Raw genomic sequence first — 26964 nt, 5'->3', positions numbered from 1 at the left:
TGACTTTACAAAGCCGGCCGAGAACAGTCAGGACGCGTGGACCCCGGCCACCGCGATCAGGCCGTCGGCGAAGGTACGGCGCCAGTTGATGTAGTCGTGTCCACCGGTGTACTCGGCGTAGGAGACCGGATAGCCGCGCTGTCGCAGCGCGTCGCGCATGGCCCGGTTCACGTCGATCTGGGTGAGGCCGCCCGGCCCGGGCTGGGTCTCGAAGATCCCGACGTCCAGGTAGAACCGGATGTCGGCCGGGGGCCGCCGGGCGACCTCGCGCATCACCGCGCCCGGGTTGTCGTCGGGCCACCAGAAGCTGCCCGACTGCGAGATCACCGCGCCGAACGAGTCGGGCGAGGCCAGGGCCAGGTGGGCGGCGGCGAGACCGCCCCGGGAGACGCCCGCGACCATGTTGGCCCGGCCGTCGGCTCCGGCGCCCAGTTCGGCGCGGGCCCAGGGCAGCAGGGTCCGGGTGAGGTAGGCGGCCAGGTCGGAGCCGGGCGTCAGGTCCTCGTCGCGGGTGGCCGCGTGGTTGCTGACGAAGAGGGTGACGACCGGGGCGATCTCCCCGGCGGCGACCAGATTGTCGAGGATGGTGGGGATCCGCTGGGCCGTGCGGGCGATCCAGCCGTCGAAGACCACCAGCACCGGCAATCCGTCCGTCGGCGTACCGGCCGGGCGGTGGACCGTCACGGGATGCGACAGCGGCGCCTCGAGCAGGGTTCCGGCCTGGACGCCGGGGCGCGGGTCGAGCCAGGGCTCACCGGGCGCGTCGGGCAGCGAGAGCACCGAGAGCCAGGCGTCGTGGTCGTCCGGGTCGCCGGGCTCGCCGGGGAAGAAGTGCCGCAGCGGGTTGTGCGCGTCCACATGACACGTTCCCTCCCCGGAGTCGTCGGCCGGGAGCGCGTCGGCACTGTCGTGCGCGATGCAGTAGATCGTGCGCAGGTCGGACGGCAGGACCCGGGTCGCGTACCAGAGATCGGTGCCGGGCATCTGCTCGAGGGCGACGTCCAGGCCCCACCACACCCGGGCACCGCGAGCCGGGCCCCGCCACAGGAACGTGACCAGTCGTGAGCCGTCGCGCCAGGGCTCGACCAGCGGGGTGCCCGACGCCGTGACCCGCAGCCAGAACTCGTCGAGCGAACCCGGGTCGTCGAGCAGGGCGGCGATCTGCGGACTGAGCACGGCGGCACTCCCGATGGGTGGCGGACAGTGAGCGATCCGCCACCGAGAGTTCCAATCGGATCTTTCGATGTCAAGACGACGATCTTCCTGATGTCCGGCGGCCCCGCCGTCCCGAGCTATTTGGCGTACGTCGAGAGCCCGGCCAGCAAAGCGCCGAGGCCGGCCTTGGCGTCGGCGAAAAGCATGGCCGTACGCGGCTCGGCGTAGAGCTCGTTGTCGATGCCGGCGTAGCCGTGCCCGAGCGACCGCTTGATCACGATGACGCTCCGGGCCCGGTCGACGTCCAGGATCGGCATGCCCGACACCGGGTTGCCGGGCCGCCGGGCCGCCGGGTTGGTCACGTCGTTGGCCCCCACGACCAGCGCCACATCGGTGCGCGGGAAGCCGGGGTTACTCTCCTCCAGGTCGGCCAGCTGTTCGTAGGGCGCGTTGGCCTCGGCGAGCAGCACGTTCATGTGCCCCGGCATGCGCCCGGCCACCGGGTGGATCGCGTACGTCACCTCGACGCCCCGCTCGGTCAGCGCCTGGGCCAGCGCCACCGCCTCGTGCTGGGCCTGGGCGGCGGCGAGCCCGTAGCCGGGGACGATCACGACCCGTCCCGCGTACGCCAGCTGGATGGCCGCGTCGTCGGCGGTGATCTCCCGGACCGGGGCCGAGCCCGAAGCGGCCGCCACCGCGACCGCGTCGCCGGTCCCGTAGTCCCCGGCGATGATCGCCCCGATCGGCCGGTTCATCGCGTCGGCCATCAGCTTGGTCAGGATCGCCCCGGCCGCGCCGACCAGGGCGCCCGCGATGATCAGCGGCGTGCTCTGCAGGACGAAGCCGGCCATCGCCACCGCCGTGCCGGTGCAGGCGTTGAGCAGCGAGATCACGACCGGCATGTCGGCGCCGCCGATCGGCAGCGTGAGCAGCACCCCGGCGGCCAGCGCGGTCGCCGCCGCACCCCACAGCGCGGGAGCCCCTCCGTCGAAGCCGATCACCAGCACGGCCAGCACCGCCGCGACGACGGCCAGCCCGAACGAGATCAGCCGGCCGCGGGGCACGACGATCGGCCGTCCCGGCACCCGGCCGGCGAGCTTGCCCGAGGCGATCAGCGACCCGCTGAACGTGAGCGCGCCGATCAGCACGTCGAGCACACCGGTCACCTCGGCCGCGGTCGACGCCGGGTGCTCGCCCAGCGCGATCAGGGCCGCCGCGCCGCCGCCGACCGCGTTGAACAGGCTCACCAGCTGCGGCATCGCGGTCATCCGGACCACCCGGGCGGCGACCAGACCGGCCACCGCGCCGGCGGCCGTGCCGAGGCCGAGCGCCCACGCCGCGTACGCGTTGATCCGCCCGCCCTCGACGAGAACGGCGACGGTCGTCAGGATGGCCAGGCCCATGCCGGCCGCCGAGACCTGGTTGCCCCGCCGGGCCGTGGCCGGCGCGTTCATCAGGTGCAGGCCGACGACGAACGCGGACGCGCAGGCCAGATAGACCAGATGAACGACCGTGTCGAAGGCGCTCACGACCGGCCCCGGCTCCGGAACATCGCCAGCATGCGGTCGGTGACGACGTAGCCGCCGGCCACGTTCATGGCGGCGAAGAACGCGGCCACCGCGAGCAGGGCATAGCCGGCCGGGGTCGAGATCGTGGCCGCGAGCAGCATGACCCCGACGAGCACGACCCCGTGGACGGCGTTGGCGCCGGACATCAACGGGGTGTGCAGGGTGGCCGGCACCTTGCTGATCACCTCGAAGCCGACGAGCAGACCGAGCGTGAAGACGGTCAGATCGGCCAGAAGCAGAGGGCTCATCGGGTCTCCTGGTGGTCGCGCAGCCTCGGATGGACGACGTCGCCGCCGTGGGTGACCAGCACCGCGTCCAGGACCTCGTCGGCGCGGCCGGCCGGCAGGCGCCCCTCGGGCAGCAGACTGCTCACCAGGGCGACGACGTTTCTCGCGTACGCCGTGGACGCCGCGACGGGCACTGTGGACGCGAGGTTCGGGGCGCCGATGACCGTGACGCCGTGATCGGTGACCGTGCGCGTGTCCGCCACCGCGCCGGCCACGTTGCCGCCCAGGTCGATCACCACCGAGCCGGGGCGCATCGCGGCCAGCGCCTCGGCCGGGACCAGCAGCGGCGATCGGCCACCGGGGACCTTCGCCGTCGTGATCACCACGTCGAACCGCGGCACCGCCCGGGTCAGGGCCGTGAGCTGGGCGGCGGCGGCCTCGTCGGTCAGCCGCCGCGCGTAGCCGTCGGCACTCCCCTGCGTCTCGGCGTCGAGCTGCAGGACGGCGGCGCCGGTCGACGCGATGTCGGCGCGGGCCGCCTCGCGCACGTCGTAGCCGGTGACGAGCGCGCCCAGCCGCCGGGCGGTGGCCAGCGCCTGCAACCCGGCGACGCCCGCGCCCAGCACGAGGACCTGAGCCGGCCGGGAGGTGCCGGCCGCGGTCACCAGCATCGGGAAGAACCCGCCGTACGCCTCGGCGGCCAGCAGCGCGGCCTTGTAACCGGCCACGTTGGCCTGCGAGGTGAGCGCGTCCATCGGCTGGGCCCGGCTGAGCGTGCGCGGCAGCAGGTCGAGGCTGATCGCGGTCACGCCCTGGGCCGCCAGCCGCCCGGCCAGCGCGGGATCGCCGAGCGGGTCGAGCAGCCCGACGAGAACCCGGCCCGCGGCGAGGGCGGCGACGTCCTCGGGCGGCCGCACGACCAGCAGGACGTCGCTCTCGTCGTACACCTGCTGCCGGCTCCCGGCGTCGGCGCCCGCCTCGGCGTACGCGTCGTCGTCGAACCAGGCGCTCCGTCCGGCGCCGGTCTCGACCAGCACCCGGAAGCCGGTGCGGCGCAGACGCGCGACCCCGTCCGGGGTCAGCGCCACCCGTCGTTCGCGGCCGGCGGTCTCGCGCAGGACGCCCACTGTCGTCATCGACATATCGAAGCCCTATCACTTCCCGCCCGGCCCGGCTACCCGCCGGACGATAGGGTCACCGCATGGCGGAGCGGATCGGCGACGGTGTCTGGTCACTGCAGGGCGAGACGATCACCCTGCCGGTGGAGATCACCGAGGCCCGCCTGACCGCCGCCGTCTTCACCACGAAGCTCGCCGCGGCCCGCACGGTGCTGACCGGGACGCCGCTGCGCCCGTCGGCGGTGCTCGGCCGCGCGCTCGGCGTGATCATGTGCGTCCACTACGACGAGTGGGCGCTGAAGTCCTACGACGAGGTCGGCGTGGGCCTGCTCGTGCGCGGCCCGTCCGGCCCGCCCGGCCTGCACCTGGTCGACCTGCCGGTGACCGGCGCCTTCACCCGCGAGGCGGGCCAGGACTTCTGGGCCCTGCCGAAATGGCTGATGGACGTCGACCTGCGATTCTCCAAGATGGAGACCGACGTCGTCGTCCGCGACCGCGCGACCGAGGTGTTGCGGGCCTCGATCCGCCACGGCCGCCTGCGGCTGCCCTTCGCCCTGCGGGCGACGCTGCCGACCTGGTCCTATCTGGACCGTGGCGCCCAGGCCGGCCGTCTGCTGCGGGGCCGGGTCCCGATGCGCCTGTCCGGCGTGCGCCTGGGCCGGGGCGCCTTCCGCGTACGCCTGGGCGAGCACCCGATGGCCGGGCGCATGGCCGCCCTCGGCATGACCGGCAAGCCGTTCCTGACTGTCCACGCCAACCGCCTGCACGGCCCCCTGGACGAGTTCACCGAGGTCGCCCCCTGATCACGCACGCGCCCGCCGGGTTCAGGGCGTAGCGTCCGTACGATGACCGCCATCTCGCTCATGCTCGGAGTGCCGGACGCCGCCGCGGCCACGGCCTGGTATCGGCGCGCGCTCGGGGCCACGGAACTCTGGAACATCGGGCCGGTCGTCGGGATGGAGGTCGACGGCGCGCCGTTCTTCCTCGCCGAGCCGCAGAACGACAATTTCGCGAGCCCGGCCTCGGCCGGGACCACGACGGTGCGGATCGAGGTCTTCGTCGACGACCCGGACGCGTTCGCCGACCGTGCCGCGGCGGCCGGGGCGGACTACCACGACCCCGTGCGTGAACACACCACGCTCTGGGGAGCACATCGGCAGGGCGGCTTCTTCGACCCTTTCGGCCATTTCTGGCTCGTCGGCGACAAGTCGCCCCTCAACCGGCATCCCGCTCCGCCGGCCGGCTGACAGAGGCGCCAAGTCCCGGGATGGTCCGCCCCGGAAGCCTCCCTCCGGCGAGGGACGACAGACCCCAGGACGGGGGATCCGCCGGGGTGGTCGGGCGACCACGCTGGGACCATGTTCACTTCGGGGCTCACTTCGGCAAGGGATGACCGTTCGACCGGCCGGGTTCTGACTGCCGCCGTTGTCGGCTGGGCCGTCGCCTACGGCAGCCTGCGGGTGGCCTGGGCGGCCGGCGACGCGCCGTGGTTTCCGCCGACGGGGTCGGATCTGCTGGGCTTCACCGGCTGGTGGGCGGTCGCGTTGTGCGCGGCGGCCGGCGTGGTCGCCGTCGCCCTGGGCCGGGCGTCGACCTGGCAGCCGGTGCTCGCCGGGGCGGCCTGGGCGGTGGCCGGGGCGCTGGTGGCGGCGGCCGGGTTCCTGCTGCCCGAACTGGTCGGCTTCCTGCTGCTCAGCCCGGGCCCGAACTTCGACCCGCTTCCCTTCGCCAGCCGTCTCGCCTGTGTCGGCGGGGCCGCCCTCCTGGCTTCGGCCACGGCCGCCTACCAGCGCCGCACCCGGGGCGACTGCCCGTCGTGCTGCCGCACCGGCGTCCCGGGTGGGCGACGCAGCGCCCCGGCGTGGTGGGCCCTCGTGGCCGCGTACGGCGCGGTGGCCGGTCTGGTCGCCCGGTTCGTGGCCCAGGCCGTGGTCGGCTTCGACGGGCTGGTCCTGAACGGGTCGGTCGTCGCCCTGGAGGTCGGCATGCTGCTGGCCGGCGGGCTGCTCCCGCTGGCCCTGGTGCACGGGTGGGGCCGGATCTGGCCGCGGTGGGTGCCGCTGCTCGCCGGCCGGACGATCCCGCGCCTCGTGCTGCTGGTGCCGGGCTTCGGGCTGGGCGCCGGCCTGATGGCGTACTTCGGCATGGGGCTGGTGCAGCTGGCCTCCGGCTCGGCCAGTCAGTTCTCCACCGGCTTCCTGCTGGCGGCGATGTCGGCGTACTGGGTCTGGGGTCTCGGCCTGGTCGTCGCGGCCACCGACTATCACCTGCGGACCCGGCGCGCGTGCGAGCGCTGCCGACGATGACCGGGTTTCTCAGGGCAGCAGCGAGTCGAACACCGCCTCGCGGTCGAAGGTCATCGCCTTCTTCAGGGCCCGCTCGGCCATCTCGGCCTTCTCCGGGCCGGTCATCTCCAGGACGGCGTGGTCCAGGGCCTCGGCCAGGGCGTTGATGTCGCCGGGCTCGACGATGATCGCCGTGTCGCCCACCGCCTCGCCGGTGCCGCCGGTCAGGGTGGTGATCACCGGGCCGCCGCCGGCCAGCATCTTCTCGGCCAGGGCGATGCCGAACGTCTCCACGAAGTCGGGCTCGGGCTTGGTCGGCAGGGCGTACGCCGCGCAGCCCCGCATGAGCAGCGGCTTCTCCTCGTCGTCGACGTCGGTGAGGAAGATGATCCGGTCGTCCTCCTTGGCCATGGCCCGCACGTGTTCGAGGGCCGGACCGTTGCCGGCCACCACCAGCTTCACGGTGTCCCGGCTGCGCATCTGCCCGTACGCGATGACCAGGTCGTAGATTCCCTTGGCCCGGGCCACCCGGGAGAGGAACAGGATGTAGCCGTCGCGCTCCAGACCCCGCCGGGCGAGCGCGGCGTCCACCGCCGCCGGGTCGAGATCCACGTACGCCGACGAGTCGATCGGCGGATAGCTGACCGTCACCCGGGCCCGGCACTGCTCGGCGAACGACGTCCCGCACGACGCGTCGACCTCGAGCGCGGCCGCGATGATCTCGTCCCTGGTGTACTCCGAGACGGCGACCACCTCGTCGTTGGCCAGGAACGTCGTGAACAGCACGGTCGCCGCGCCGAAGCGGCCCTCGCGCAGGCACTGCCGGATGACGTTGGTGACGTCGGAGCCGACCGCCTTGGCGATGGTGTGCACCCGCGGGTCGAAGCCGGCCGCCCGCGCCGTGTTGACGGCGTCCACGACCACCGTCGTGTGCGGCACCAGATACATCGACAGGCAGACGGTGGGGACGGGGTCGGCCAGCAGCTCGACCAGGCGCCCGGTGAGCCCGGCCAGATGCCGGCCGTCGGGCACCCGGTAGTCGCCGACCGCCTCGGGGCGTTCGACGGTGATGCCCTCGCTGTACGGCAGCAGCCGGTCGAGCGGTTTGAGCGGCAGACCGGCGGCCTGCAGCACCGCGACGGGCCAGGTCAGCAGCCGTACGTCCGTGAAGCCCCGGGTGAGCGCGACCTCGGCGAGGTTGCGGGCCTCACCGGAATGGCCACAGATCACCGGGTCGGCGCGGACCACGATGACGAGACGGCGATCGGGCTTGTTCAACGGCGGACCTCCACGGGATCAGACCTCCGGCGGATCGGACAGGGAGGGCGGGCGGTTGCCGCTCCCCCAGCTCGACGGCTCCGGGCCCAGCCGCAGGTGCAACCGGCCGCCGCGGTGCACGTCGGCGGCGCTCAGGTGGGTCGCGTGCAGGGGCCGGCCGTTCAGGGTGGCTTCCTGGACGTACAGCGGCGGCGGCTCGTGGTCGAGGCCGTCGACGCCGATCGGGGTCTCGCGGTGGCCGCTGGTCTCGATGACGAACTCGCCCTCGGGGGCCTGGATGGTGGCGTGCTCGAAGGCGGGCGCGTTGATCAGGAACAGCTGCTGACCGGCCACCGGGAACAGGCCGAGCGACGCCCAGACGTACCAGGAGCTCAGCCCGCCGGAGTCGTCGTTGCCCGGCAGCCCGCCCGGTCCGGTGCCGAACTGCCAGGTCAGCGCCGAGTGCACGATCTGCGCCGTGCGGTCGGGACGGCCCGCGTAGTGGTAGGCCCAGGGGGCTTCCATGTCCGGCTCGTTGTTCAGGCCCTCGAAACGCTTGAGCGCGTACCCGGCGGCCATCTCGTCGGGCAGCGGGCGCCGGCCCGGCTGTTTCACCGGCTCGGCGCCGAAGCCGAAGAACCGGTCGAGCTTCTTGAGGAAGCGGGCGTCGCCACCGGCCACCTCGATGCGCGCCCGCATGTCGTGCAGCAGCCGGAACGAGTAGTTCCACTTGCCGCCCTCGTAGAACTCCGAGTTGCGCAGCAGGCCGCTGTCCGGGTCGAAGGCGTTGACCCAGCCGCGGCTGCGTTCCTCGAGATCGGCCGCGAGGCGGTGGTCGTTGAGCGCGCGGGCCACCCGGGCGGTGCAGTGGTAGCCGATGGCCAGGTCGAGCGTGTGCGTGATCGGGTGGACGACGCCGTGCTCGTAGAAGTCCTCGCCGTACATCCGGCGCAGGTCGTCGACCATGTGCACGAGCGCCCAGGCCCAGTCGATGCGCGAGCTGCCGAGCGCGTGGGCGTCGGCCAGCGCCGTGTGGGCCAGCGCGCTGGCCTGCCGGAAGAACCGGTCGGCGCCGCGGGCCATCCGGTAGCCGATCGGGAAGTTGCCCTCCTCCTCGCACACCCGGATCAGCGACTCGAGCAGGTCGGCGGCGCGGTCGGGCACGAGCACCGACAGCAGCGGGATCTGCGTCTTGTAGATGTCCCACATCGTGCAGACGTCGAACGCGTACGGCCCCGAGTCGGGCCAGAACGGGCTCTCGTCGTCGGCGAAGCACGGCTTGATGAGCGAGTGGTAGAGCGCCGTCGACAGCACCGTGCGCCGCGCCGTCGTGCCCCCCTCGACCTGCACCTTGCCCAGATGCTCGCGCCACCGGGCCCGGGTTCTCGCGCGTACGGCGGTGAACGCGGGGCTGCCCGTGCCGCACTCCCGGACGAGGTTCTCGCGGGCCTGCTCGCCGCCGCGCAGCGAGAAGCCCAGGCGCACCTCGATCGTCTGCCCCGGGCGCGTGGACCCCATGAACAGCAGGCCGAACGGGCGCAGGTTGGTGTGCCGGATGCTGTCGAAGTCGAGCCGGGTGCCGCCGTCGATCAGCCGCCGGTCGTACCACAGCATCTGGCGCCAGCCCGGACTGTCGACCTCGACGTAGACCGAGAGCGGCACGCCCTCCATGACCACCGTGCCCTGCGCCCGGCCGCGGCCCATGCTCTCGATCTGCGCCCGCAGCGGCACGGTCCGGCCCAGCTCGGTGGCCAGCCCGCCGCCGGACAGGTCGATGACCACGCGGGCGCTGCTGTGCGCCGGGAACGTGTAGCGGTGCACGGCGACCTTCTCGCCCACGGTGATCTCGCTGCGGATGCCGGTGCCCAGCGTGGCGGCGTAATAGCCGGGCGACGCCTCCTCGTCGCGCAGCGCCCACGACTGCCCGAGGTCGTCGAGCGGCTGCACCATCGGGGTCACCCGCACGTAGTTGTAGTACTTGCGGATGGCGCCCGTGCCGGACTGCTGGAAGTGCGTGAACCCGGACGCCTGCATCCGGTCGAACATCGTCTCGGGCACGCCCTCGGTGTTCTTGGTGTAGACCCCGTACCCCGTCGGGTAGGCGCCGGAGTAGGCGCACGCGGACACCATGCCGAGCGGCGCCGTGGCTCCCGGGTGGGTGTTGCCCACCTGCGGTTTCGGGAACCACCACGTGGCGGCGAGACCGCGGGCGGGAGGCAGGTCCGTCGCCGCGGTGCCGATGAAGGGATCAACGTTGTCGAGGATGGCCGGACTCTATCCAGCGAAAAGCGGCGGGTGGTTTCGGCAAGATGAACTCCAGGTCAGTAAGCGGATCATGGACACGGGCTGCCTCGTGTTCCATGATGCGGTCATGGACGGCGACACCGGCCGCTGAGGCTCACCCGGCCGGTAACGCCGCCGGAGCGACGGCCGGGTCACCGAAGATGACCGTGCACTGCCGGTCGATACCGGCCAGCGCGCACAGCAGCGCGGTGGCGGGCGCGTCAGCGTCGGTGGTGAGCTGCCGGGCCGTCGACCAGCGCGATCGCAGCGTGGCCGACTGACGGTAGTAGTCGCGGAACGCGTACCCGACGGGCGCGGGCCGGGCTTGGAAGAACTCGTCGTAGAGCGTGGTCACCAGCGAGCTCGTGGTGACCAGCCCGGTGTCCGCGCGGCGCAGCGTCCAATCGAAGGCGGGCTCGACGTGCCCGATGAAGGCGCGAGCGGGCCGCGCCGCGCCGAGCAGCGCCCGCGGCAGCTCGGCGCTGACCGGCCCGAGCCCGGCGACCCGCTCCACCGCCCGGGCCGCACGTGAGTCCGGTTCCAGCAGCCCGTCGAACTGGTTGCGACCCGAACCACCGGCCGAGCAGCAGGCCAGCGCGTACCAGACCACGCCGTCGGGCGACCAGTCGGCCAGCAGCCGGTCCGGGTCGAGCAGGGCGTGGTCCGCGTCGACGAGCCGGCCGAGCGTCCCGCCGTCCCATGCCGGGTCGGAGTCCGACCCGGTCATGCCGTGGCTCGTCGTCACGACCACGCCCGGCCGCCGCTCCCCCAGCGCCGCCGTCAGACCGGCGCAGGTCGCGTCGCCGTCGCGCAGGCCCACCGCCCGGTCGCCGATCTGCGGGTCGGTACGCCAAGCGGCCAAGGCGCGTTCCGCCAGCCCCTGACGCATCAGCCAGGTGATGTCGCCGGGCTGGTGCTGCACCGCCCACATCAGCGGGCTGGTGCTGTCGATGGCGGCCGACGCCCACCCGCCGAGCGCCATGTCCACGTAGTTGCCCGCGCCGTGCTGGTCGAGATCCAGCCGGCCGGTGAAGGCGACGTGGTTGAGCTGGAGCTGCAGGTCCCACGGCAGCTCGGCCGGAGAGCCGGCCAGCAGCAGGTAGTAGGGCAGCTCGCCGCGGCCGGCGCCACGCGGCCCGTCGCCGGTCGTGGGCAGCTGGTGTGGCCGGGTCTCGCCGTCGTAGTAGCGGTACAGGTGGTCGAAGTCGCCGGGCCGATGGCGCAGGACGAGCGGCTTGCCGGTGAGGCTGCGGGCGGCGGCGAGACGGCCGATCGGCTCGGGCACGTCGTCGGCCCGGCTCAGGTCGGCCCCGCTGCCCGGCCTCGCGGGCAGCACGAGTCCCCAGCCGACCCGTTTGTCGGTCCAGTCCCGCAGGTCGGGTCGTCGCTGGGCTGCTCGGTGGGACGCCGGGCGGCCGGCGAAGTGGTCGCTCCGCGCCCACTGCCCGGCCCCGTCGGACAAAGCGCCCAGGACCGTCTCCGTGCCGGTCCAGGCGTTCGCGGTGATCTCGGCCGGCCACTGCATCATCAGTCCTGGGCATCCAGGAGCTGGCGCAACAGCCACCAGGTGGACGGGTTGCTCACCTCGCCGTGGCCGCCGATCGTGCGGGTCGCCCGAATGCCGACGACGCGCGGCCCCTTCTGCTCCAGCCCGTAGGAGCCGCCCGGGTCGAGGATGTCCACCCGGCTCACCTCCCCGGCGTCGATTCCGCCGGGCCCGAAACCGCCGAGCGCCGCGTAGCGGTTGGGCGGGTCCTCGCCGGCGAAGTCCGGCTCGCCCAGGTCGCGGCCGCGCAGCAGGGCCAGGTGGTAGAACTTCGTCAGAGGCACGTCGTTGCGGCTGAACGTGCTCAGCACGGGCAGCTCGACCCGCTGCAGCGCGGTCCGGTAGCCGCCGGGCCGGTCGGTGCCGGGCACCTGGCCGGCGAAGGCCAGGTACGAGATGGCCGGTTGCAACAGCAGCGCCGAGCGCACGGGCGGGCCGGACGCGTTGACGACAGCCGAGAGCACCACCTTCGCGCCGAAGGAGTGCCCGACGCAATGCACCCGAACGCCGGTCGCGAGCAGCTGGGTCAGCATCGGCGCGACGCCGTGCTCACCGACCACGCCCGCGCGGTCCTTCATCTGCCAGACCGAGAGCGCCCGCACGATCTGCCGGGGATCGAGCGAGAAACCGCCCGCCGTCTCGGGGCCGGCCTCGAGCGCGCCCCCGGTTCCCTCGGGGTAGTAGCCGAGCTGGTCCAGGTCAGCGACCGGGCCGGTCGGCGCCAGGCGGAGCCACCCGCGGACGACATCGTCCGGATCCGGCCGGCCGGAGTCACCCGTCTCGGCGCCGTCGCGGGTGAGCAGCGGCAGGAACAGCTCGGCGAGCTCGCGGGACTCCGCCGGGTCGAGGCGGTCGCGCTGGGTCAGCTCGTACAGCCGGTCCGCCTTCTCGGGGTCGAGTTGCAGCCCGAGCTCGTCGACGTCGGCCCGGGCCTCGGCCGTGGCCGGGTCGGCCGAAGCTCCGGGCCCGTCGCCGGCGATGGCCGGCCCGCGTTGCCGGGCGCTGGTCAGCGGCTTGCTCGGCCAGAAGAGTCCGACCAGGAGGGTGCGGCGGTTCCGGTCGGCCGGGGGTCGCGAGGCGAGTTGCGCGACATAGCCGTTGACGAATGACTCGTACCGCTCGGTCGCCTCCGTCCAGTCGTTGTTCCAGCCGTGCGAGAAGAGGATCAGATCGGTGAACGCGCCGCTCGCCGCCCGCTCGACGATCTCCGCCGCCGTGCGGGGCGAGGTGCACCGGCCGCCGCGGTCGAACGAGACCATGTACCAGGGCGCCTCGCCGATCCCGGCGGAGACGATGCGGTACGGGCCCTGCAGATACTGCGCTGTCGTCATGGCTGCCTCCTGCGGCCAGCATCGTGCTCGCCGGCGACGCCGGTCAACGAAGTGCAGCCTTTCGGCTACTGTCGGGATTCGGCGAAACCCTGGCCCGGTCCCCCGTCCGGCGGTGCCATGAGTTGTGAGCGTCGTCACTGCCAAAATCGTCGTCTCGGTCTCCGGTGACGGGACCGTGGTCGCGCGCCGTGATGACGGCGTCTCCCAAGAGGGCGGCCTCCGCTTCGACACCATCGACACGGAGGTCGTCCGCGTCTTCGCCCGCTGGCTGGCCCGGCGCACCGACGGCTGGCTCCGGGACGAGGTCCAGGCATTCGGCGCGCTCCTGCACCGCACGCTGTTCCCCCGTGAGGTCTGGTCCTTCGTCGACGCGACCGCGGCCGGTCTGGGCGCGGCCGAGATGATGCGTCTTCAGCTCTCGTTCCCCGCCCGGCACCCGCTCGCCGCCCTGCCGTGGGAGTACCTGTACGTGCCGCCGGGACCGGGCCTGGTACAGAACACCTTCCTCGCCACCCATGACCGGGTGCTGCTGTCCCGCGCGATCCCGGGCATCGGTGGCCCGGTCGTGCGGCCCGAGCCGGCGCTGCGGGTCCTGGTGGCCGTGGCGCAGCCCGACGACCAGGACGACGTGGTCGCGGAGCCCGTCCTCACCGCCCTGGACAAGCTGGCCGGCCACGACCGGCTCGACATCACCGTGCTGCCCGAGAACGCGACTCCCGCCGTCCTCAGCCGCGGTGTCCAGCAGGTACGCCCCCACCTGGTCCACTTCATCGGGCACGGCTTCTACGACGAGCGCGACGAGGTCGGCACGGTGGCCCTGGTCGAGGTGGACGGCAGCAGCAAGATGGTGACCGCCGGCGAACTGGCCGAGCTGTGCAGCCACGACGGTGCGCCACCGCGGATGGCGCTGCTGGAGTCGTGCCACGGGGCGACCAACGAGGCCCGGGGAACGTTCAGTGGCACCGCGCCCCAGCTCGTCCTGGCCGGGACGCGGCTGGTGGTCGCCATGCAGTACGCCATCACGCCCGAGAGCGCGGCGGCCTTCTCCACCGAGTTCTACGCCGGGATCGCCGTAGGGGCGCCGGTGGACGCCGCGGTCCAGCGGGGACGCCGCCTCATCGCGAGCGCGCTGACCACCGACAACGATCCCCGGTTGCTCGGAGTTCCCCTGGTCTACCTACAGAACAACTACGGCGCCTTGACGACCGGAGGTGACGAGCGATGAACGAGCAGGTCTTCGAATACGTGCTCACGGTGCGCCAGCGGACGGTCCAGGCGCGCTGGCAGTACCCCGACGCCGACGGCAACAAGGTCGACGGCGAAACCGCGGAGCAGGCCATCAACGCGGACTCACTCCGCATGCGGACTATCGGCGTGCTGCAGAGCTGGCTGAGCCGGTGGGGTGTGTTGTCCCGCCTCCAGGACACCTATGCCGGCCTGCCCGTGCCCAACACGTCCAAGGTGCTCGGCGAACACCTCTACGGCCTGGTCTTCACGGATGCGGTGGCGAACGCGTTCGACGTCGTGTTCGCCGCCGCCCAGGCCCGCAAGGAGACACTGCGGGTCGTCCTCAGCTTCGAACTGCTCGGAACACAGGGGGCCGACGAGATCGCCGGCTATCCCTGGGAGTTCCTCTACCGGCCCGGCCCGGACGGCTTCTTCATCGCCGCGCAGACCAAGTTCGTGCTGAGCCGGGAGGTCATGGGCCGGGGCCGCCGGACGATGGCGGAGGACCCGCCACCCCTACGGGTCTGGTTCCTGGTCCTCACCCCCGAGTTCGAAGGGTTCGAGGAGGAGCACAAGGAACTCGTCATGACCTTCGGCGAGATCGAGGATTTCAGCGGGGCTCTGCGACCCCGGGCCATCCTTCGCTGGGACGAGGAGAAGATCAGGAAGGAACTGAAGGAGACGAAGAACCCGCCGCACATCATCCACGTCGTCGCGGTCTGCCGCAGCGCTGCGAACGGTAGCGGTGGAACCTTCGAAATCGCCTTTCAGAACGACCAGGGCCGAGCCGTCTGGCAGGATCAGGACACGCTGGTGGGTCTGCTGGAATCGGCGATCCAGGACACCTGGACGCCCCGGTTGGTGGTGCTGCACCTCTGCGAGACGACCGCCGTCGACTACCTCGCCACCTTCGGCCACCTGGCGCCCAAACTCATCCGGGCCCAGTTCCCCGCGGTGCTGGCCATGCAATACCCGCTGCCGGCCACCGAGGCCAAGCGTTTCACCTCGTCGTTCTACAAGCTGCTGGCCGAGGGCCGGCCGATCGGTGACGCGGTGCAGGGCGCCCGCGAGGAGTTCCACCAGGTCGGCGACGCCAACCGGCTGTTCGGCGCTCCGGTGCTCTACCTGCAGGCGGACGACGGCCGGCTGGTGCGCACCGGGAACGCGGGACCGTCGGTGCCGCCCCGGCACGACGCACCGGCGGCTCCCCGCGGCCGCGAGGGTTTGATCGACGCGCTGTTCCGGACCGCGTACGTCGGCGCTCCGGCGCAGGAGATCGGCGAACGGCTCAGTGCCCAGGTCCGGGCCCAGGAATGGCCCGAGAACGTCGACCTGTGGGACGGGGTCATCCGCCTCTGGTGGTTCGCCGAACCCGACCTGCAGAAGGTTCAGGACGTGTACCGCAAGATGCTCGAACTGGTGGCCCGGGAGTCGGGTGGCCGGCCATGAGCTCGCCGGCCGAGAACGCGCGGGCTGAGGTCACCAAGATCGTCGAACGCATCCGCCGTTCGGCCGAGCAGCGGGCGCGCGGGGTGCGGATCACCGTGGCGACCAGGACCCTGTTGCTGCCGCTGACCGGGCTGACCGACTACACCGCACTGCGCCGGCAACTCGAGGAGATCTCGCAGGATCTCCGGGCGCTGGCCGACATCACCTCCGACGCTCTGGCCGAGGTCGACGAGAGCGAGCTGCGCCGGGCCGAGCAGGAGCTTTTCAGCGAGGTCTGGTGGGGCCAGCGGCAACGAATGATCGCCTCCGCGGCGGCGCCCGACGAGGCCTGGGTCCGGACGTTCGCCGAGGCGCTGTTGGCCGACCAGTACGACATCTGCCGGCGCCTGACCACGCCGGGAAGGTCCGCCGTACCCAGCGATCCGGTCCTCCTGGGCGACGCGCAGGCTGCCGCGTCGGGGCTCGTACGGGGACGGCTCGACCGCGTCGTCCCCCTGCTGCGATCCCTGCTGGACGGTCCGTGCGCGCCGGCGCTGCACCGCCCGTCCCGGGTGGCGGTGATGACCCTCCTGGTGCGGTCGCTGCTCTCGTGCGAGACCGACCGCGCGGAGGCCCGGCGACGCCTCGACGTCTTCTTCACCACCGAGTCCGGTCTGCTCGACGACGAGCGTGCCGCGCTGCACCTCGTCCAAGGCGAACACCTGCTGGCCGAGACGAAGACCTCGGCCGCCCGCACGGCGTTCGAGATCGCCGCCCGCCTCGCTCCGGACGATCCCCAGCCCAGGGTCGGACTCGGGATGGTGGCCGAGGCAACCGGCGACTGGTTCAAGGCCCAGGACTGCTACGACGCCGCGGCCGCCGTCGCAGCGGCCGGCCACCGCTTCGGTCGGCGCTTCGCCCCCACCCCGGGCAACCTCTGCTGGCGGGTGAGCCGGCGGCTGCACCTGGCAGGCCGCCTCGAGCCGGCGCTGACCGCCGTCGAGGAGTCGCTGCGGCGCGGTCTGTCCGGCGGCGACCGTTCCCCGGAGTATCGGGCGCTCACCTTGAAGGGGCGGCTGCTCCGGGACCTGCGCCGGCCCAGGGAGGCGGCTGCGGCCTACTACCAGGCCGCGCTGCGCTACCAGGACGCCGACGACTACGAGGGCGCCCGGTCCTGCCTCGAGAAGGCCTGCGAGGACGACGACGAGACACCGGTCTACCACTGGCTGCTCGCCGAGGTGCTGCGGGCACTCGCCCGCAGCATGCCGGCGACGAAGCGGCCCGAACTGCTGAAGCGGGCTCGCGATACGTGGCGCCAGGGCTCCCGGGCGGGACGGCCCGGCCCCGAGGAGTCGTGGGCCTACATCACCGTGGGCCTGATCAAGTACGCCGTACGGGAGCTCGAGGGCGAAGCCCGCACCGGGGGCTGGGAAGCGGCCGTCAAGACCCAGCACGCGCTGTTGCTGGATCCGCAGTACGGGCCGAGCTGGTCGTTCCTCGCGACAATCCACAACCGGCTCGGCAACAGCCGGACCGCCCTGCTCGCCTGCGACCGGGCCCTCGCCCTGAACCGGGACGACGAGATGGCCGACCAGGAGCGGGTCACCGCTCTGCTCCAGCTCGGCCGCCTGAAGGCGGCCGGCGAAGCGCTCGAGCGGCAGCGCCGGAAAGGCCCGTCCTCCACAGAGGTGTACTACTTGCTGCTCCGCGGCGAGCCGGAGAGCGCGTTGCGCGTGCTCGACGCGCTGCCGGTCGACGACGAGCCCCGGTACCGGATGGCTCGGGCCCTTTGCCTGCAACGGGCCGGACGCGACGACGAGGCTCACACGGAGGCCGAGTGGCTCTGGACCAACCCGGACTTCGACAGCGTCCCCTTCGATCAGGAGTCGATCCGAGCGCTCGCCGGCTACGTGCTCGGCCGGTACGACGACGCCGAGGCCATCTGCGAGCGCATGCTCACCGCCGACGTCGACGGCATGACCCTCGCCGTGCTGGGGCTCGCGCGGATGGGCCGCGCGGACGAAGCGCGCTCGGATCTGCGCCGCGGCCGAGCCGACGTGCTGTCCGGGGTGGCGACGACGCGGGACTTCGGCGACATGGCTGTCGTGACCGAGACGATGCTGCCCGAGCTGGTCCGGCGGCTCGAGCGGGAGCGGAGCGCCGGCGCCGGCGCGGTGCGCGATGTGCTGGCCGAGGCCGTGCTGGTCGCGCAGGAGCGCCGGCAGAGCCTGGCCGACGAAGCGCCGACCGCCGCGGAGGAGCTCCGCGAGGCGCTGGTGGACGGCCGGGACGCGGACCGCGACGAGGTCCGCCGCCGGGCCTGCCACGGCGGGCTCGGCCTGCTGGCGTTGACGAACGGGCCGGAAGCCGAGGCGCTCGGTCACTTCCGGCCGCTGATCGAGGCCGATCGGCCGGAGGGCCGTGCCGCTCTCGGCGCAGTCGCCCGCGCACTCCAGGACGCCGCCGACGACCTCGTCGGCGGGGGCGAGGTGGCCCAGGCCCGCGATGGGTACTCGAAGCTTCTGGCCGAGGTCGAGGCGGCCGGCGAACGATCCCGCACCACCCGGGTCGCCGCCCTGCGGGCCGGGTTACGGTGGCGGGCCGCCCTCGCCTCGGTCGAGCTCGGCGACGTCCCGAGAGCCGTCCACCTCCTCGCCGGCAGCCGCCTCGACGACCTCGACGGCGTCGAGACCTCGACCCTGCAACAGCTCGGCCAGCGGTTCGTCCGCGACGTCGGCAGCTACTGGCGACTGGTCGACGGTCTCGCCGAGATCCGCGCCCACGAAAGCATCACGTCGGCGACGGCGGCCCAGATCGACGTCCTGTCGGCGGCGCTACACCTCGACCTCGTCTTCCAGCTCCGCCGCTCCGACGCCGACCCGGCGGCCACCTTCCCGCTGACCAACCCGGTCGTCGTCCGGCTCGGCGGCCCGGGCCCCGACCTCGACGCGGCCCAGCGTCTGCTGCACGAGATGCGCCGCCGGATCGACCAGCTGATGGGCGTCACCGTGCCGGGGATCAAGGTGGTTGCGGGCTCGGCGGGCTACGAGGTCTCCTTCGAGGGCGTCCCGGTCCTGCGGGGCGATCCCGGGGTGAGCCTCGACGGCGTCGTGGCGCGACTGGAGGGCTTCGTCGTCGCCAACCTGGCCCGCCTGTTCGGGCCGGACGACGTGGTGAACTGGGCCGCCACCGCCGGTGGCGAGCTTGGGCCGCAGGCGCGGGCACTGCTCGGCGACAGCGAGTTCCGGCTGGCCGTCCATCGGGTCCTGCAGTTCCTGCTGCGTGAGGGAGTGCCGCTCACCGACCGGGCCCACGTGCTGGACGTGGTGAGCGCCGCCGTCGCGCAGTCCCGTTGCGATGCGGCGCGCGCGCTGCGCACAGCCCGGGCCGCGCTCGTCCCCGCTCCCGAAGGACCGGTCCGGGACCTTCCGGCCGAGCTCGCCACCGCCCTCGAGGCGGGCCTGGTCCCCGGCCTGGCCGATCCCGGTCTGGGCCTGCCGCTGCCGGCCGGGTGGCAGCTCGACCGGCCGTCGGCGTCGGCCCTGACCCAAAAGCTGTGGGCGTGGTGGCGCGAGGGCGACAACGCCGCGGTGGTCGTCGCCGTCCCGGAGCTGCGTCCCGTCGTCTGGCGACTGCTCGCGCTCGGCGGGGAACGCCCCACCGTGCTGACCCGGGAGGAGCTACACCGATGACCGGAAGAACTTCGATGTGGTCGCGGGTGGTTCGCGCGGCCGACCGGCTCTCGGACTCACTGTCCAAGCCGGACGACTTGGACACCGCGATCGCGGTGACCATGAACCTGGCCGTGGAGCCGGACGATCCTGGACTCACCCGGACCGGGTCGACGGTGTCGGCCGTCGTCGCGGCAAATCTGGTGGCGCTGGGGCTGCCCGGAAGGCCGGATGTCACGGTCACCGCCGATCGCGGGTCGGTCGAGCCCTATCTGCTGCGTATCAACGGCCGGCGGGTCCGGTGCACGGCCACCGACCTTCCCGAGCCGTCCGATACGGCGGGTTACGCCGCGTCGGTCTGCGCTGCCGCCATCAACCGCCGCCCGTCGGTGCTCCTCGACGCCGCGTACGCGGGTCGGCTGGCCACGGAGCTGGGCGGGGGAAGCCTCCTGGCCGAGGCCCTCCCGGAGGTGCTCGACCAGGGCGTCTCCCTGGCCGACCGGGCCGCCGTCGGTGAGGTGATCGAAGCCTCGGCCGACGCGTCACACCCGGCGGAGCTCGCCGAAGCGCTGATCGCCCGGCTGCGTTCGCCGACCGTGGACCTCCGGTTCACCCGTGAGACCCTGCGCCACGTGACGACCGCCCAGCCGGCCCAAGAGTCCTTCTCGTCGCTGCGCACCACGTTCTACTCCGATCAAGGCGTCCTCGGGCCCGGGTTCCAGTTCGTCGTCGACCCGGCCGTCCCCGACCACCATTTCGCCATCCGGATCAACGCCCTGACGCTCCCGAGCCGCCCGCTGCGCACCGACCGGCCGCTCGACGAGGTGCACCAGGAGCTGCACGCGGTGCTGCGGCAGCACGCGTCCCGGCTCGTCTCGCTCACCGGGCTGGCCGAGATCCTCGACCCTTTGCGCTGGGCCCTGCCGGACACCATCCGGGCCGTCGAGAAGCGGTACAGCAGCCGCTGGCTCGCCGCAGTCACCCGCGCGCTGGTCGCCGAGGGGATCTCGGTGCGGCATCCGGCCACCCTGCTCGACTGGCTGCTCGACCTCGACCCCACGCCCGCGCCGACCGGGGCGGTCCGGTTCTCGGAGGGACCGATCGCCGCCGCAGCCGTCCGCTCCCCGGCCCGGCTGCCCGCCCCCCGCGACGCCGTCGCGTTGCTGCGGCGACGGTGGCTCGAAGAGCGCTGCCGCATGGCGCCCCACGAGAACACCCTGGCCGTGCACCAGCTTCCGCCGGAGACCTGGCCGGCGGAAGCGTCCGAGGAACTGGCCGACCGGATCGCCGACGAGGTACGGCCCGCGGTGACGCTCCACCCCCACGCCCCGTTGGTGGCGCCGTCGCTCTCCCTCCGGAGCTGGCTGCTCGGCGAGCTGCGGCCCGAGTTCCCTGACCTGCGCGTTCTGGCAGTGCAGGAGATCCCGCCGAACCTCCAGCTCGTTCCCGTCGGCCCGGGGACGCCGCGGACCACCGGCCCGCGCCGGGTGGCCGGGGTGTGGTGAGGCATGCTCCCGCGAGTTACCCGGCGGTAGATTGGCTGGATGACGCACGAGGTCTTCAACCAGGCGCCGCCGCTGGTGGACTATGACGTCGCCGCCGACGTGGCGCTGCTGGCGGCCGTCGAGCGCGAGGGCGCCGGCTGGGCCGTGGGTGACCTGCACCGGCTCGGGAAGCTGGCCGGCACGGCCGAGCCGCAGCGGTGGGCCGACGAGGCCAACCGGTACGAGCCCCGGCTGATCACCCACGACCGGTACGGCAATCGCGTCGACGAGGTCGACTTCCACCCCTCGTGGCACCGGCTCATGGACGTGGCGGTGTCGGCCGGGCTGGCCGGGGCGCCGTGGGCCGGCGAGCGGACCGGCGCGCACGTCGCCCGGGCCGCCGGGCTGCACGTCTGGTCCCAGGTCGAGGCCGGGCACTCCTGCCCCATCTCGATGACCTACGCCGTGGTGCCGGCGTTGCGGCACGCCCCGGAGCTGGCCGCCGCCTACGAGCCGCTGCTCACCTCCCGGTCGTACGACTTCGGGCTGCGCACCCCGGCCACCAAGACCGGTCTGCTGGCCGGCATGGGCATGACCGAGAAGCAGGGCGGCTCCGACGTCCGCGCGAACACCACCCGGGCCACCTCGGCGGGTGACGGCACCTGGCGGCTGCGCGGCCACAAGTGGTTCACCAGCGCCCCGATGTGCGACCTGTTCCTCGTGCTCGCGCAGGCGCCGGCCGGGCTCTCCTGCTTCCTCGTGCCCCGCGTGCTGCCCGACGGCACCCGCAACCCCTTCCGCATCCAGCGGCTCAAGGACAAGCTGGGCAACCGCAGCAACGCCAGCAGCGAGCCCGAGTTCGACGACACCGTCGCCTGGCTGGTCGGCGGGGAGGGCCGCGGGGTCCGCACGATCATCGAGATGGTGGCGATGACCCGCCTCGACTGCGTGACCGGCTCGGCGTCCGGCATGCGGGCCGCCCTCAACCAGGCCGTCCACCACACCCGGCACCGGCACGCGTTCGGCGGGCCGCTGGCCGGCAAGCCCGTGATGCGCAACGTCCTGGCCGATCTGGCCCTCGAGAGCGAGGCCGCGACCCTGCTGGCGATGCGGCTGGCCGGCGCGGTCGACCGGGGGGAGCAGGCCTTCCAGCGGCTGGCCGTCGCGGTGGGCAAGTTCTGGGTGTGCAAGCGGCAGCCCGCGGTGGTCGGTGAGGCGCTCGAATGTCTGGGCGGCAACGGCTACGTCGAGGACTCGGGTCTGCCCCGGCTCTATCGCGACGCCCCGCTCAACTCGATCTGGGAGGGCTCCGGCAACGTCCAGGCGCTCGACGTCCTGCGGACGCTGGGGCGCGAGCCCGACAGCCTGGAGGCCTTCCACGCCGAGGTGTCGCGGGCGGCCGGGGCCGACCGGCACCTGGACGCGGCGATCTCGAGGCTGAGCGTGCCCAAGGAGGACGAGGCCCGGCGCACCGCCGAGCAGCTGGCCCTCGTGCTCCAGGCTTCGCTTCTGGTCCGGTACGCCCCACCGGCCGTCGCCGACGCGTTCTGCGCCAGCCGGCTCGGCGGCGAGTGGGGGCACACGTTCGGCACCCTGTCCGCGAACGCCGACACCGCCGCGATCGTGGAACGAGCCGCACCCGCGTAGCAACCGGCCGACCGTTCAGGCGACGGCCCGCCCGGCCGATCCGGCAGGACATGCGGGCTTGGTGGATCTGGATGGTGGCGGGGGCGCTCGTCTGCGCCGGATACCCGCTGCTCCCGGACGGCGGTCTCACCCCGGTCGTGGTCTACAACGGGTTCGGCGTCCTCGCCTTCGCCGCGGTCGTCGCCGGCATCCGTCGGCACCGCCCGGCCGCCGCGCGCGGCTGGTGGGTGTTCGCGGCCGGGTTGATCAGCTACGTCTGCGCCGACGTCGTGTACGAGGTGAGCGGGCTGGTGCTCGGTGAGCACCCGAGCCCCTACTGGGACGACCTGATCTACTTCTCGGCGTACCCGGTGCTCCTGGCCGGGCTGCTGATGATCTCGCGCGGCCGGGGCCGCCGGGAGCCCGCCGGGCTGATCGACGCCGCGATCATCGCCGCCGGCGCCGGCCTGGTGTTCTGGGTCCTCGTCATCCAGCCGACCCTCGGCGAGCAGGGCATTCCCCTGGTCCAACGCCTGGTCAAGGCCGGTTATCCGACGTTCGACGTGCTGCTCTGCGCGGTCGTCACCCGGCTGATCAGCCGGCCCGGCCCGCGCGTGGCCGGCCGCTGGCTGCTCGCGTTCGGCTGCGCCTTGAACTTCACCGGCGACGTCGTGTGGAGCCTGACCGACAGGGACGACTCGTACTCCGACACCCTGACCCACTCCTGCTTCATCCTCGCGTACGCGATGTGGGCCGGCGCCGCGCTGCACCCGTCGATGGCGCGCATCGGGCACCGGGCCGCCACCGTCCCGCGCTTCCGGCGGGGCCGGCTCCTGCTGCTGGGCGGGGTCACGATGACGGCGCCCGCGGTGCTGTTCCTGCAGGGCGCCCGGGGCGAGGTCATCAACTGGCCGGCCATCGGCGTCGGCGCGGTCCTGCTGTTCCTGCTCGTGCTGACCCGGCTCGCCGGGTTCGTGGGGCAGACCCAGCGGCAGGCGGCCGAGCTCGAGGAGCTGGCCATGCGCGACGACCTCACCGGGCTCGCGAACCGCCGGCGCTTCGAGCTCCGGTTGCGCGCGGCCGTGGCCGCCGGTTCGCCGCAGGTGTGCCTGCTCGACCTCAACGGCTTCAAACGGGTCAACGACCGGCACGGGCACGCGGTCGGCGACCACCTGCTGGTCGCGGTGGCCGCCCGGCTGAGCAGCGAACTGCCCGGCGAAGGCCTGCTGGCCCGGATGGGCGGCGATGAGTTCGCCCTGTTGCTGGCCGACGCGAGCGCCGCCGAGGGCGACGCGGTCATCGACCGGCTCGCGGGCGCGCTGCGCCGGCCGTTCGCCGTCGACGGCCACGAACTGCTGGTCAGCGCCGCGATCGGCGTGGCCGACGGCGCCGACCCGGTCGAGGTGCTGCGCCGCGCCGACGTGGCCATGTACGCGGCCAAGACGTCCCAGGCCCGGTTCCGCCGGTACGCGGTCGAGCTGGACGACCGGGCCGACGAGGAGGCCCGCCTCGGCGCCGAGCTGCGGTCCGCGCTCGACGCCGGCCAGTTCCACCTGGTCTACCAGCCGATCGTCGCGCTGCCCGACGGCCGGATCCGCTACGTCGAGGCGCTCGTCCGCTGGGGCCGGCGCAGCCCGGCCGCGTTCATCCCGGTCGCCGAGCGCAACGGCCTCATCGTCGAGCTGGGCGAGTGGATCCTGCGGGCGGCATGCGACCAGTTCGTCGCCTGGCAGGCCGGGTACGGCGATCGCGCCCCCGAACGGATCAGCGTCAACGTCTCGGCCCGCCAGCTCGCCGAGCCCGGGTTCGCCGGCGTGGTCGCGGACGCCCTGGCCCGGGCCGGCATGGACCCCTCGAGCCTGATCGTCGAGGTGACCGAGACCGCGGTGTTCGGCGGTGGCGTCGCCGTGGCCGCCGTCGAGGAGCTGCACCGGATGGGCGTCCGGATCGCCCTGGACGACTTCGGCACCGGGCACTCCTCGCTCGGACTGCTGCAGACCGTGCCGGTGGACGTGCTCAAGGTCGACAAGTCGTTCGTCGACAACCTCGCCCTGGCCGGCCGGCACGCGGTCATCGCCACCGCGCTGATCCAGGTCAGCGACGGCCTCGGCCTCACCGCCGTGGCCGAGGGCGTGGAGACCGCCGAGCAGGCCGCCCTGCTGCACGACCTGGGCTACCGGTTCGCGCAGGGCTACCACTTCGGGCGGCCCGTGTCGCAGCCCGCCTTCGACGGCGTGGAGGTTCCGGCCCGGTAGGGTGCCCGGGTGGCGCTCGGCTCCGACTTCCGCCGGCTCTGGTCGGCGTACGCGATCAGCGAGCTCGGCACCGGTGTCGGCTTCGGCGCGCTGCCGCTGGTCGCGGTGTTCGTGCTGGACGTGCCCGAGTTCCAGGTGTCGCTGCTGGCCGCGCTCGGCGGTCTGGCCGCCGCCGCGCTGACCTTGCCGGCCGGCCCGTGGATCGAGTACCGCCCGAAGCGCCCCGTGATGATCGCCGCCGACCTGGCCCGGTTCCTCGCGATCGTCAGCGTGCCCGTCGCGATGCTGGCCGGCGCGCTGACCTTCGCCCAGCTCTGCGTGGTCGCCGTGGTGCAGGCGGCCGGCACGATCCTCTTCGCGGCGGCCAGTGGCGCCCACCTCAAGGCCCTGGTCGGCCCGGGCGACCGGGACACCGCGAACGGCCGCTTCGAAGCGACGTTCTGGACGGCGTACAGCGCGGGCCCGGCCGTCGGCGGCCTGCTCACCTCCTGGCTCGGGATCGCCTGGACCGTCACCGCCGACGCCGTGAGCTTCCTGCTCTCCGCGGTGGGAGTGCGTTCCCTGCGTACGCCGGAACCGCCCCCACCGGCGCCGGGCCCCCGCCGGAACAGGCTCGAGGAGATCACCGCGGGGTGGCGCTACATCGCCGGCCACGCCGGCCTGCGGGCGCTGTTCATCAACCAGCAGCTGTTCGCCGGGGCCATGATGGCGGCGTCACCCCTGCTCACCGTGCTGATGGTGCGCGAGCTCGGCTTCACCGCCTGGCAGTACGGGCTGGCCTGGGGCCTGGCCTGCCTGGGCGGGGTGGCCGGCGCCCTCAGCACCAGCCGGCTGAACAGGCGCTTCGGGCGGCGCCGGGTGCTGCTGGTCTCCGGCGTCGGGCGAGCGCTGTGGCTGTGGATCCTCGCGCTGATCCCGGGCGGCGTGGCCGGTTTCGTGCTGGTGGCCGCGGTGGAGTTCCTGGCGTTGTTCGGCTCGGGGGTGTTCAACCCGGCGTTCGCGACCTACCGCATGACCGAGACCGCCGACGAGTTGCTGTCGCGGGTGATCACCTGCTGGTCGGTGACGTCTCGGACGGTGCAGCCGGTCTGCATCGCCCTGGGTGGCGCACTGGCCGCGGTGACCAGCGTGCGGACGGCGTTGCTGGTCTGCGGCGCAGGGGTGCTGGCCAGTTCGGTGCTGTTGCCCTGGCGCAGCTCCCGCCACCTCGACGAAGCCCCGGGAGCGTTGCGGGGAGTCGCCTCCTGAGAACGACCGGGTGGGCACACAGCACCTTCGGCCACGACACGCTGGAGCTGGCTGATCGCCTCGCCGAGCTGGACGACGTCTACGACTGCCGGGAGGTCACCGACATGACCGAACAGGATGTCGACGCTGACGTCATCGCCGAGGCACGCCGCATCGCCGGTTCCACCAACCGCACGGCCACGAATCGTCTCTGGAATACCCGGCTGACCTGATGAGGTCGACGGAGACTGGATCAGCCTGGCCAAGAGACGAAGCACTGGTTGGTCTGGTCGTCGAACCGGATATCGACGGGCCGGTCGGCGAATCCGAACTCCTGGGCTGCCCAGCCGGCGATCGCGGGGGCGAGGGCCTCGTCGACGTAGTCCATCTCGACGATCTCCAACGCGTCGATGACGACGACGAGGTGGGCGGTCGGTTCGGCGCCTGTGATGGCGTCTGCGACGTGGCGCAGTCCGGTCTGCAGCCATTCGATTTGGTTCTGACTCAGTGTCAGCGATGTCCCGCGGAAGCCGTCGGTGACCTCGGACGTGTCCAGCCAGACGCGACCGCTGATGTGATCGGCCCGCATCGGTGGGGTGGTCTGCCGTAGGGCGTGGGCGGTGACACCGACGAAGACGCCGAACTTGCCGGTCTGGCGTTTGAAGCGGTAGTTGTGCACGGCCTTCAGCAAAGCACAGCCATGACACCGGCCGGCCGACGCGAAACAGGTCCCTCCAGGAGCGACTTCGTCGGGGGTAGACCTTGGGGCGCTGCCCCAAACCCCGGCCGCTCGGAGAGATGAACCCGGGCGGCTTTCTTGCGGTGGAGCGGTGGCGGGCTTGGGTGATCTCCCCGGGCCGGAAGCTCGGAGCGAATCGCAAGCAGGGGCAGGACGCAAGCAAAGGGCGCTTGCCTCCTGCCCCTGCTCACGGTGGACTTCGGCTGCCGCCCCGGGGAGATCACCCAAGCCTTCAGCTGGGAGGACTTTGGGGGTGGCGCAGCCGTGATGACGGGCTCAGAGAGCCGCCGGCCTGAGGTGGCCCTCCGAAGCCAGGTGGGCGAAGAGGGCGCAGTTGTAGGAGTTCATGTTCGGCAAGTGGAGCGGGTCGAAGAACTTCAGGTCTGCCGTCTCGAGATCGGTGAGGTCGAGAGCCTGTCAAGATTTTTGTGTAAGTGATCTTGTGGTTTGTTAGTTGATGTAAGGGCCGATGCGGTCTGGGTAGTGCAGGGCGAGGGCGCCGAGGGCTTGTCGCCAGCCCTGGATGACGGAGCCTTC

General features: G+C 72.7%; 19 protein-coding genes. 10 read left to right on the top strand and 9 right to left on the bottom strand.

Annotation, left to right across the window (positions count from 1 at the left end):
• Positions 1-27: 27 nt before the first annotated feature.
• The 4 genes from HJC40_RS23110 to HJC40_RS23095 form a co-directional block, all read right to left on the bottom strand.
• Positions 28-1176, bottom strand: a complete 1149-nt coding sequence (locus HJC40_RS23110) for an alpha/beta hydrolase-fold protein (protein WP_250003480.1) — start codon at positions 1174-1176, stop codon at positions 28-30.
• A gap of 116 nt (positions 1177-1292) precedes the next feature.
• Positions 1293-2684, bottom strand: coding sequence for an NAD(P)(+) transhydrogenase (Re/Si-specific) subunit beta (locus HJC40_RS23105; protein ID WP_250003479.1), 1392 nt, complete (start codon positions 2682-2684; stop codon positions 1293-1295).
• The gene (locus tag HJC40_RS23100) at positions 2681-2971 is read right to left on the bottom strand and encodes an NAD(P) transhydrogenase subunit alpha (protein WP_250003478.1); all 291 of its coding nucleotides are present in this window, start codon (positions 2969-2971) and stop codon (positions 2681-2683) included. Before HJC40_RS23100 ends, HJC40_RS23105 begins: the two co-directional genes overlap by 4 nt.
• On the bottom strand, positions 2968-4086 hold the full coding sequence (locus HJC40_RS23095) for an NAD(P) transhydrogenase subunit alpha (RefSeq protein ID WP_250003477.1): 1119 nt from the start codon (positions 4084-4086) through the stop codon (positions 2968-2970). The genes HJC40_RS23100 and HJC40_RS23095 overlap by 4 nt, the downstream gene beginning before the upstream one ends.
• A gap of 65 nt (positions 4087-4151) precedes the next feature.
• On the opposite strand from HJC40_RS23095, the gene HJC40_RS23090 reads away from it, so the two are divergent.
• The 3 genes from HJC40_RS23090 (at position 4152) to HJC40_RS23080 (ending at position 6374) form a co-directional block, all read left to right on the top strand.
• The gene (locus HJC40_RS23090) at positions 4152-4871 is read left to right on the top strand and encodes an acetoacetate decarboxylase family protein (RefSeq protein ID WP_250003476.1); all 720 of its coding nucleotides are present in this window, start codon (positions 4152-4154) and stop codon (positions 4869-4871) included.
• Positions 4872-4913: 42 nt separating this feature from the next.
• Positions 4914-5315, top strand: a complete 402-nt coding sequence (locus HJC40_RS23085) for a VOC family protein (RefSeq protein ID WP_250003475.1) — start codon at positions 4914-4916, stop codon at positions 5313-5315.
• A 111-nt stretch (positions 5316-5426) separates the two neighbouring features.
• On the top strand, positions 5427-6374 hold the full coding sequence (locus tag HJC40_RS23080; RefSeq protein ID WP_250003474.1) for a hypothetical protein: 948 nt from the start codon (positions 5427-5429) through the stop codon (positions 6372-6374).
• 9 nt (positions 6375-6383) lie between these two features.
• Here HJC40_RS23080 and HJC40_RS23075 read toward each other — a convergent pair whose 3' ends face one another.
• The 4 genes from HJC40_RS23075 to HJC40_RS23060 form a co-directional block, all read right to left on the bottom strand.
• The gene (locus HJC40_RS23075; protein ID WP_250003473.1) at positions 6384-7631 is read right to left on the bottom strand and encodes a glycosyltransferase; all 1248 of its coding nucleotides are present in this window, start codon (positions 7629-7631) and stop codon (positions 6384-6386) included.
• An 18-nt stretch (positions 7632-7649) separates the two neighbouring features.
• A complete protein-coding gene (locus HJC40_RS23070) occupies positions 7650-9851 on the bottom strand; it encodes a GH92 family glycosyl hydrolase (protein WP_308200941.1) in 2202 nt (733 codons plus the stop codon).
• 157 nt (positions 9852-10008) lie between these two features.
• Positions 10009-11421: a hypothetical protein gene (locus HJC40_RS23065; RefSeq protein WP_250003472.1), complete on the bottom strand. Its 1413-nt coding sequence runs from the start codon at positions 11419-11421 to the stop codon at positions 10009-10011.
• On the bottom strand, positions 11421-12770 hold the full coding sequence (locus HJC40_RS23060) for a hypothetical protein (protein ID WP_250003471.1): 1350 nt from the start codon (positions 12768-12770) through the stop codon (positions 11421-11423). Before HJC40_RS23060 ends, HJC40_RS23065 begins: the two co-directional genes overlap by 1 nt.
• Before the next feature lie 124 nt (positions 12771-12894).
• Here HJC40_RS23060 and HJC40_RS23055 point away from each other — a divergent pair, with 124 nt between their 5' ends.
• From HJC40_RS23055 to HJC40_RS23025, 7 genes are read left to right on the top strand one after another with little or no spacing between them, the layout of a single operon-like run.
• A complete protein-coding gene (locus tag HJC40_RS23055) occupies positions 12895-13995 on the top strand; it encodes a CHAT domain-containing protein (RefSeq protein WP_250003470.1) in 1101 nt (366 codons plus the stop codon).
• Positions 13992-15446: a CHAT domain-containing protein gene (locus tag HJC40_RS23050; RefSeq protein ID WP_250003469.1), complete on the top strand. Its 1455-nt coding sequence runs from the start codon at positions 13992-13994 to the stop codon at positions 15444-15446. Before HJC40_RS23055 ends, HJC40_RS23050 begins: the two co-directional genes overlap by 4 nt.
• On the top strand, positions 15443-19117 hold the full coding sequence (locus HJC40_RS23045; protein ID WP_250003468.1) for a hypothetical protein: 3675 nt from the start codon (positions 15443-15445) through the stop codon (positions 19115-19117). The genes HJC40_RS23050 and HJC40_RS23045 overlap by 4 nt, the downstream gene beginning before the upstream one ends.
• The gene (locus HJC40_RS23040) at positions 19114-20601 is read left to right on the top strand and encodes an FHIPEP family type III secretion protein (RefSeq protein WP_250003467.1); all 1488 of its coding nucleotides are present in this window, start codon (positions 19114-19116) and stop codon (positions 20599-20601) included. The genes HJC40_RS23045 and HJC40_RS23040 overlap by 4 nt, the downstream gene beginning before the upstream one ends.
• A 39-nt stretch (positions 20602-20640) precedes the next feature.
• Positions 20641-22227 (top strand): acyl-CoA dehydrogenase family protein, encoded by a 1587-nt coding sequence (locus HJC40_RS23035; RefSeq protein WP_250003466.1) that lies wholly within the window; start codon positions 20641-20643, stop codon positions 22225-22227.
• A 50-nt stretch (positions 22228-22277) separates the two neighbouring features.
• Positions 22278-24461 (top strand): bifunctional diguanylate cyclase/phosphodiesterase, encoded by a 2184-nt coding sequence (locus HJC40_RS23030; RefSeq protein ID WP_250003465.1) that lies wholly within the window; start codon positions 22278-22280, stop codon positions 24459-24461.
• A 9-nt stretch (positions 24462-24470) separates the two neighbouring features.
• Positions 24471-25709, top strand: coding sequence for an MFS transporter (locus HJC40_RS23025; RefSeq protein WP_250003464.1), 1239 nt, complete (start codon positions 24471-24473; stop codon positions 25707-25709).
• Positions 25710-25941: 232 nt separating this feature from the next.
• On the opposite strand, the gene HJC40_RS23020 is transcribed toward HJC40_RS23025, so the two are convergent.
• On the bottom strand, positions 25942-26379 hold the full coding sequence (locus HJC40_RS23020; protein WP_250003463.1) for a hypothetical protein: 438 nt from the start codon (positions 26377-26379) through the stop codon (positions 25942-25944).
• Positions 26380-26964: the final 585 nt, after the last annotated feature.

This window comes from Actinoplanes sp. M2I2, assembly GCF_023544445.1.
Lineage (GTDB): Bacteria > Actinomycetota > Actinomycetes > Mycobacteriales > Micromonosporaceae > Actinoplanes.
The sequence above is the reverse complement of the archived record's forward strand: the minus strand, read 5'-3'. Positions and strand labels throughout refer to the sequence as shown.

Excerpts from the sequence above, each read along its gene's own strand:
- HJC40_RS23100 (WP_250003478.1), bottom strand. The coding sequence starts at position 2,971 with ATGAGCCCTCTGCTTCTGGCCGATCTGACCGTCTTCACGCTCGGTCTG.
- HJC40_RS23095 (WP_250003477.1), bottom strand. The coding sequence starts at position 4,086 with ATGACGACAGTGGGCGTCCTGCGCGAGACCGCCGGCCGCGAACGACGG.
- HJC40_RS23090 (WP_250003476.1), top strand. The coding sequence starts at position 4,152 with ATGGCGGAGCGGATCGGCGACGGTGTCTGGTCACTGCAGGGCGAGACG.
- HJC40_RS23085 (WP_250003475.1), top strand. The coding sequence starts at position 4,914 with ATGACCGCCATCTCGCTCATGCTCGGAGTGCCGGACGCCGCCGCGGCC.
- HJC40_RS23080 (WP_250003474.1), top strand. The coding sequence starts at position 5,427 with ATGTTCACTTCGGGGCTCACTTCGGCAAGGGATGACCGTTCGACCGGC.
- HJC40_RS23065 (WP_250003472.1), bottom strand. The coding sequence starts at position 11,421 with ATGATGCAGTGGCCGGCCGAGATCACCGCGAACGCCTGGACCGGCACG.
- HJC40_RS23060 (WP_250003471.1), bottom strand. The coding sequence starts at position 12,770 with ATGACGACAGCGCAGTATCTGCAGGGCCCGTACCGCATCGTCTCCGCC.
- HJC40_RS23050 (WP_250003469.1), top strand. The coding sequence starts at position 13,992 with ATGAACGAGCAGGTCTTCGAATACGTGCTCACGGTGCGCCAGCGGACG.
- HJC40_RS23045 (WP_250003468.1), top strand. The coding sequence starts at position 15,443 with ATGAGCTCGCCGGCCGAGAACGCGCGGGCTGAGGTCACCAAGATCGTC.
- HJC40_RS23040 (WP_250003467.1), top strand. The coding sequence starts at position 19,114 with ATGACCGGAAGAACTTCGATGTGGTCGCGGGTGGTTCGCGCGGCCGAC.
- HJC40_RS23035 (WP_250003466.1), top strand. The coding sequence starts at position 20,641 with ATGACGCACGAGGTCTTCAACCAGGCGCCGCCGCTGGTGGACTATGAC.
- HJC40_RS23030 (WP_250003465.1), top strand. The coding sequence starts at position 22,278 with ATGCGGGCTTGGTGGATCTGGATGGTGGCGGGGGCGCTCGTCTGCGCC.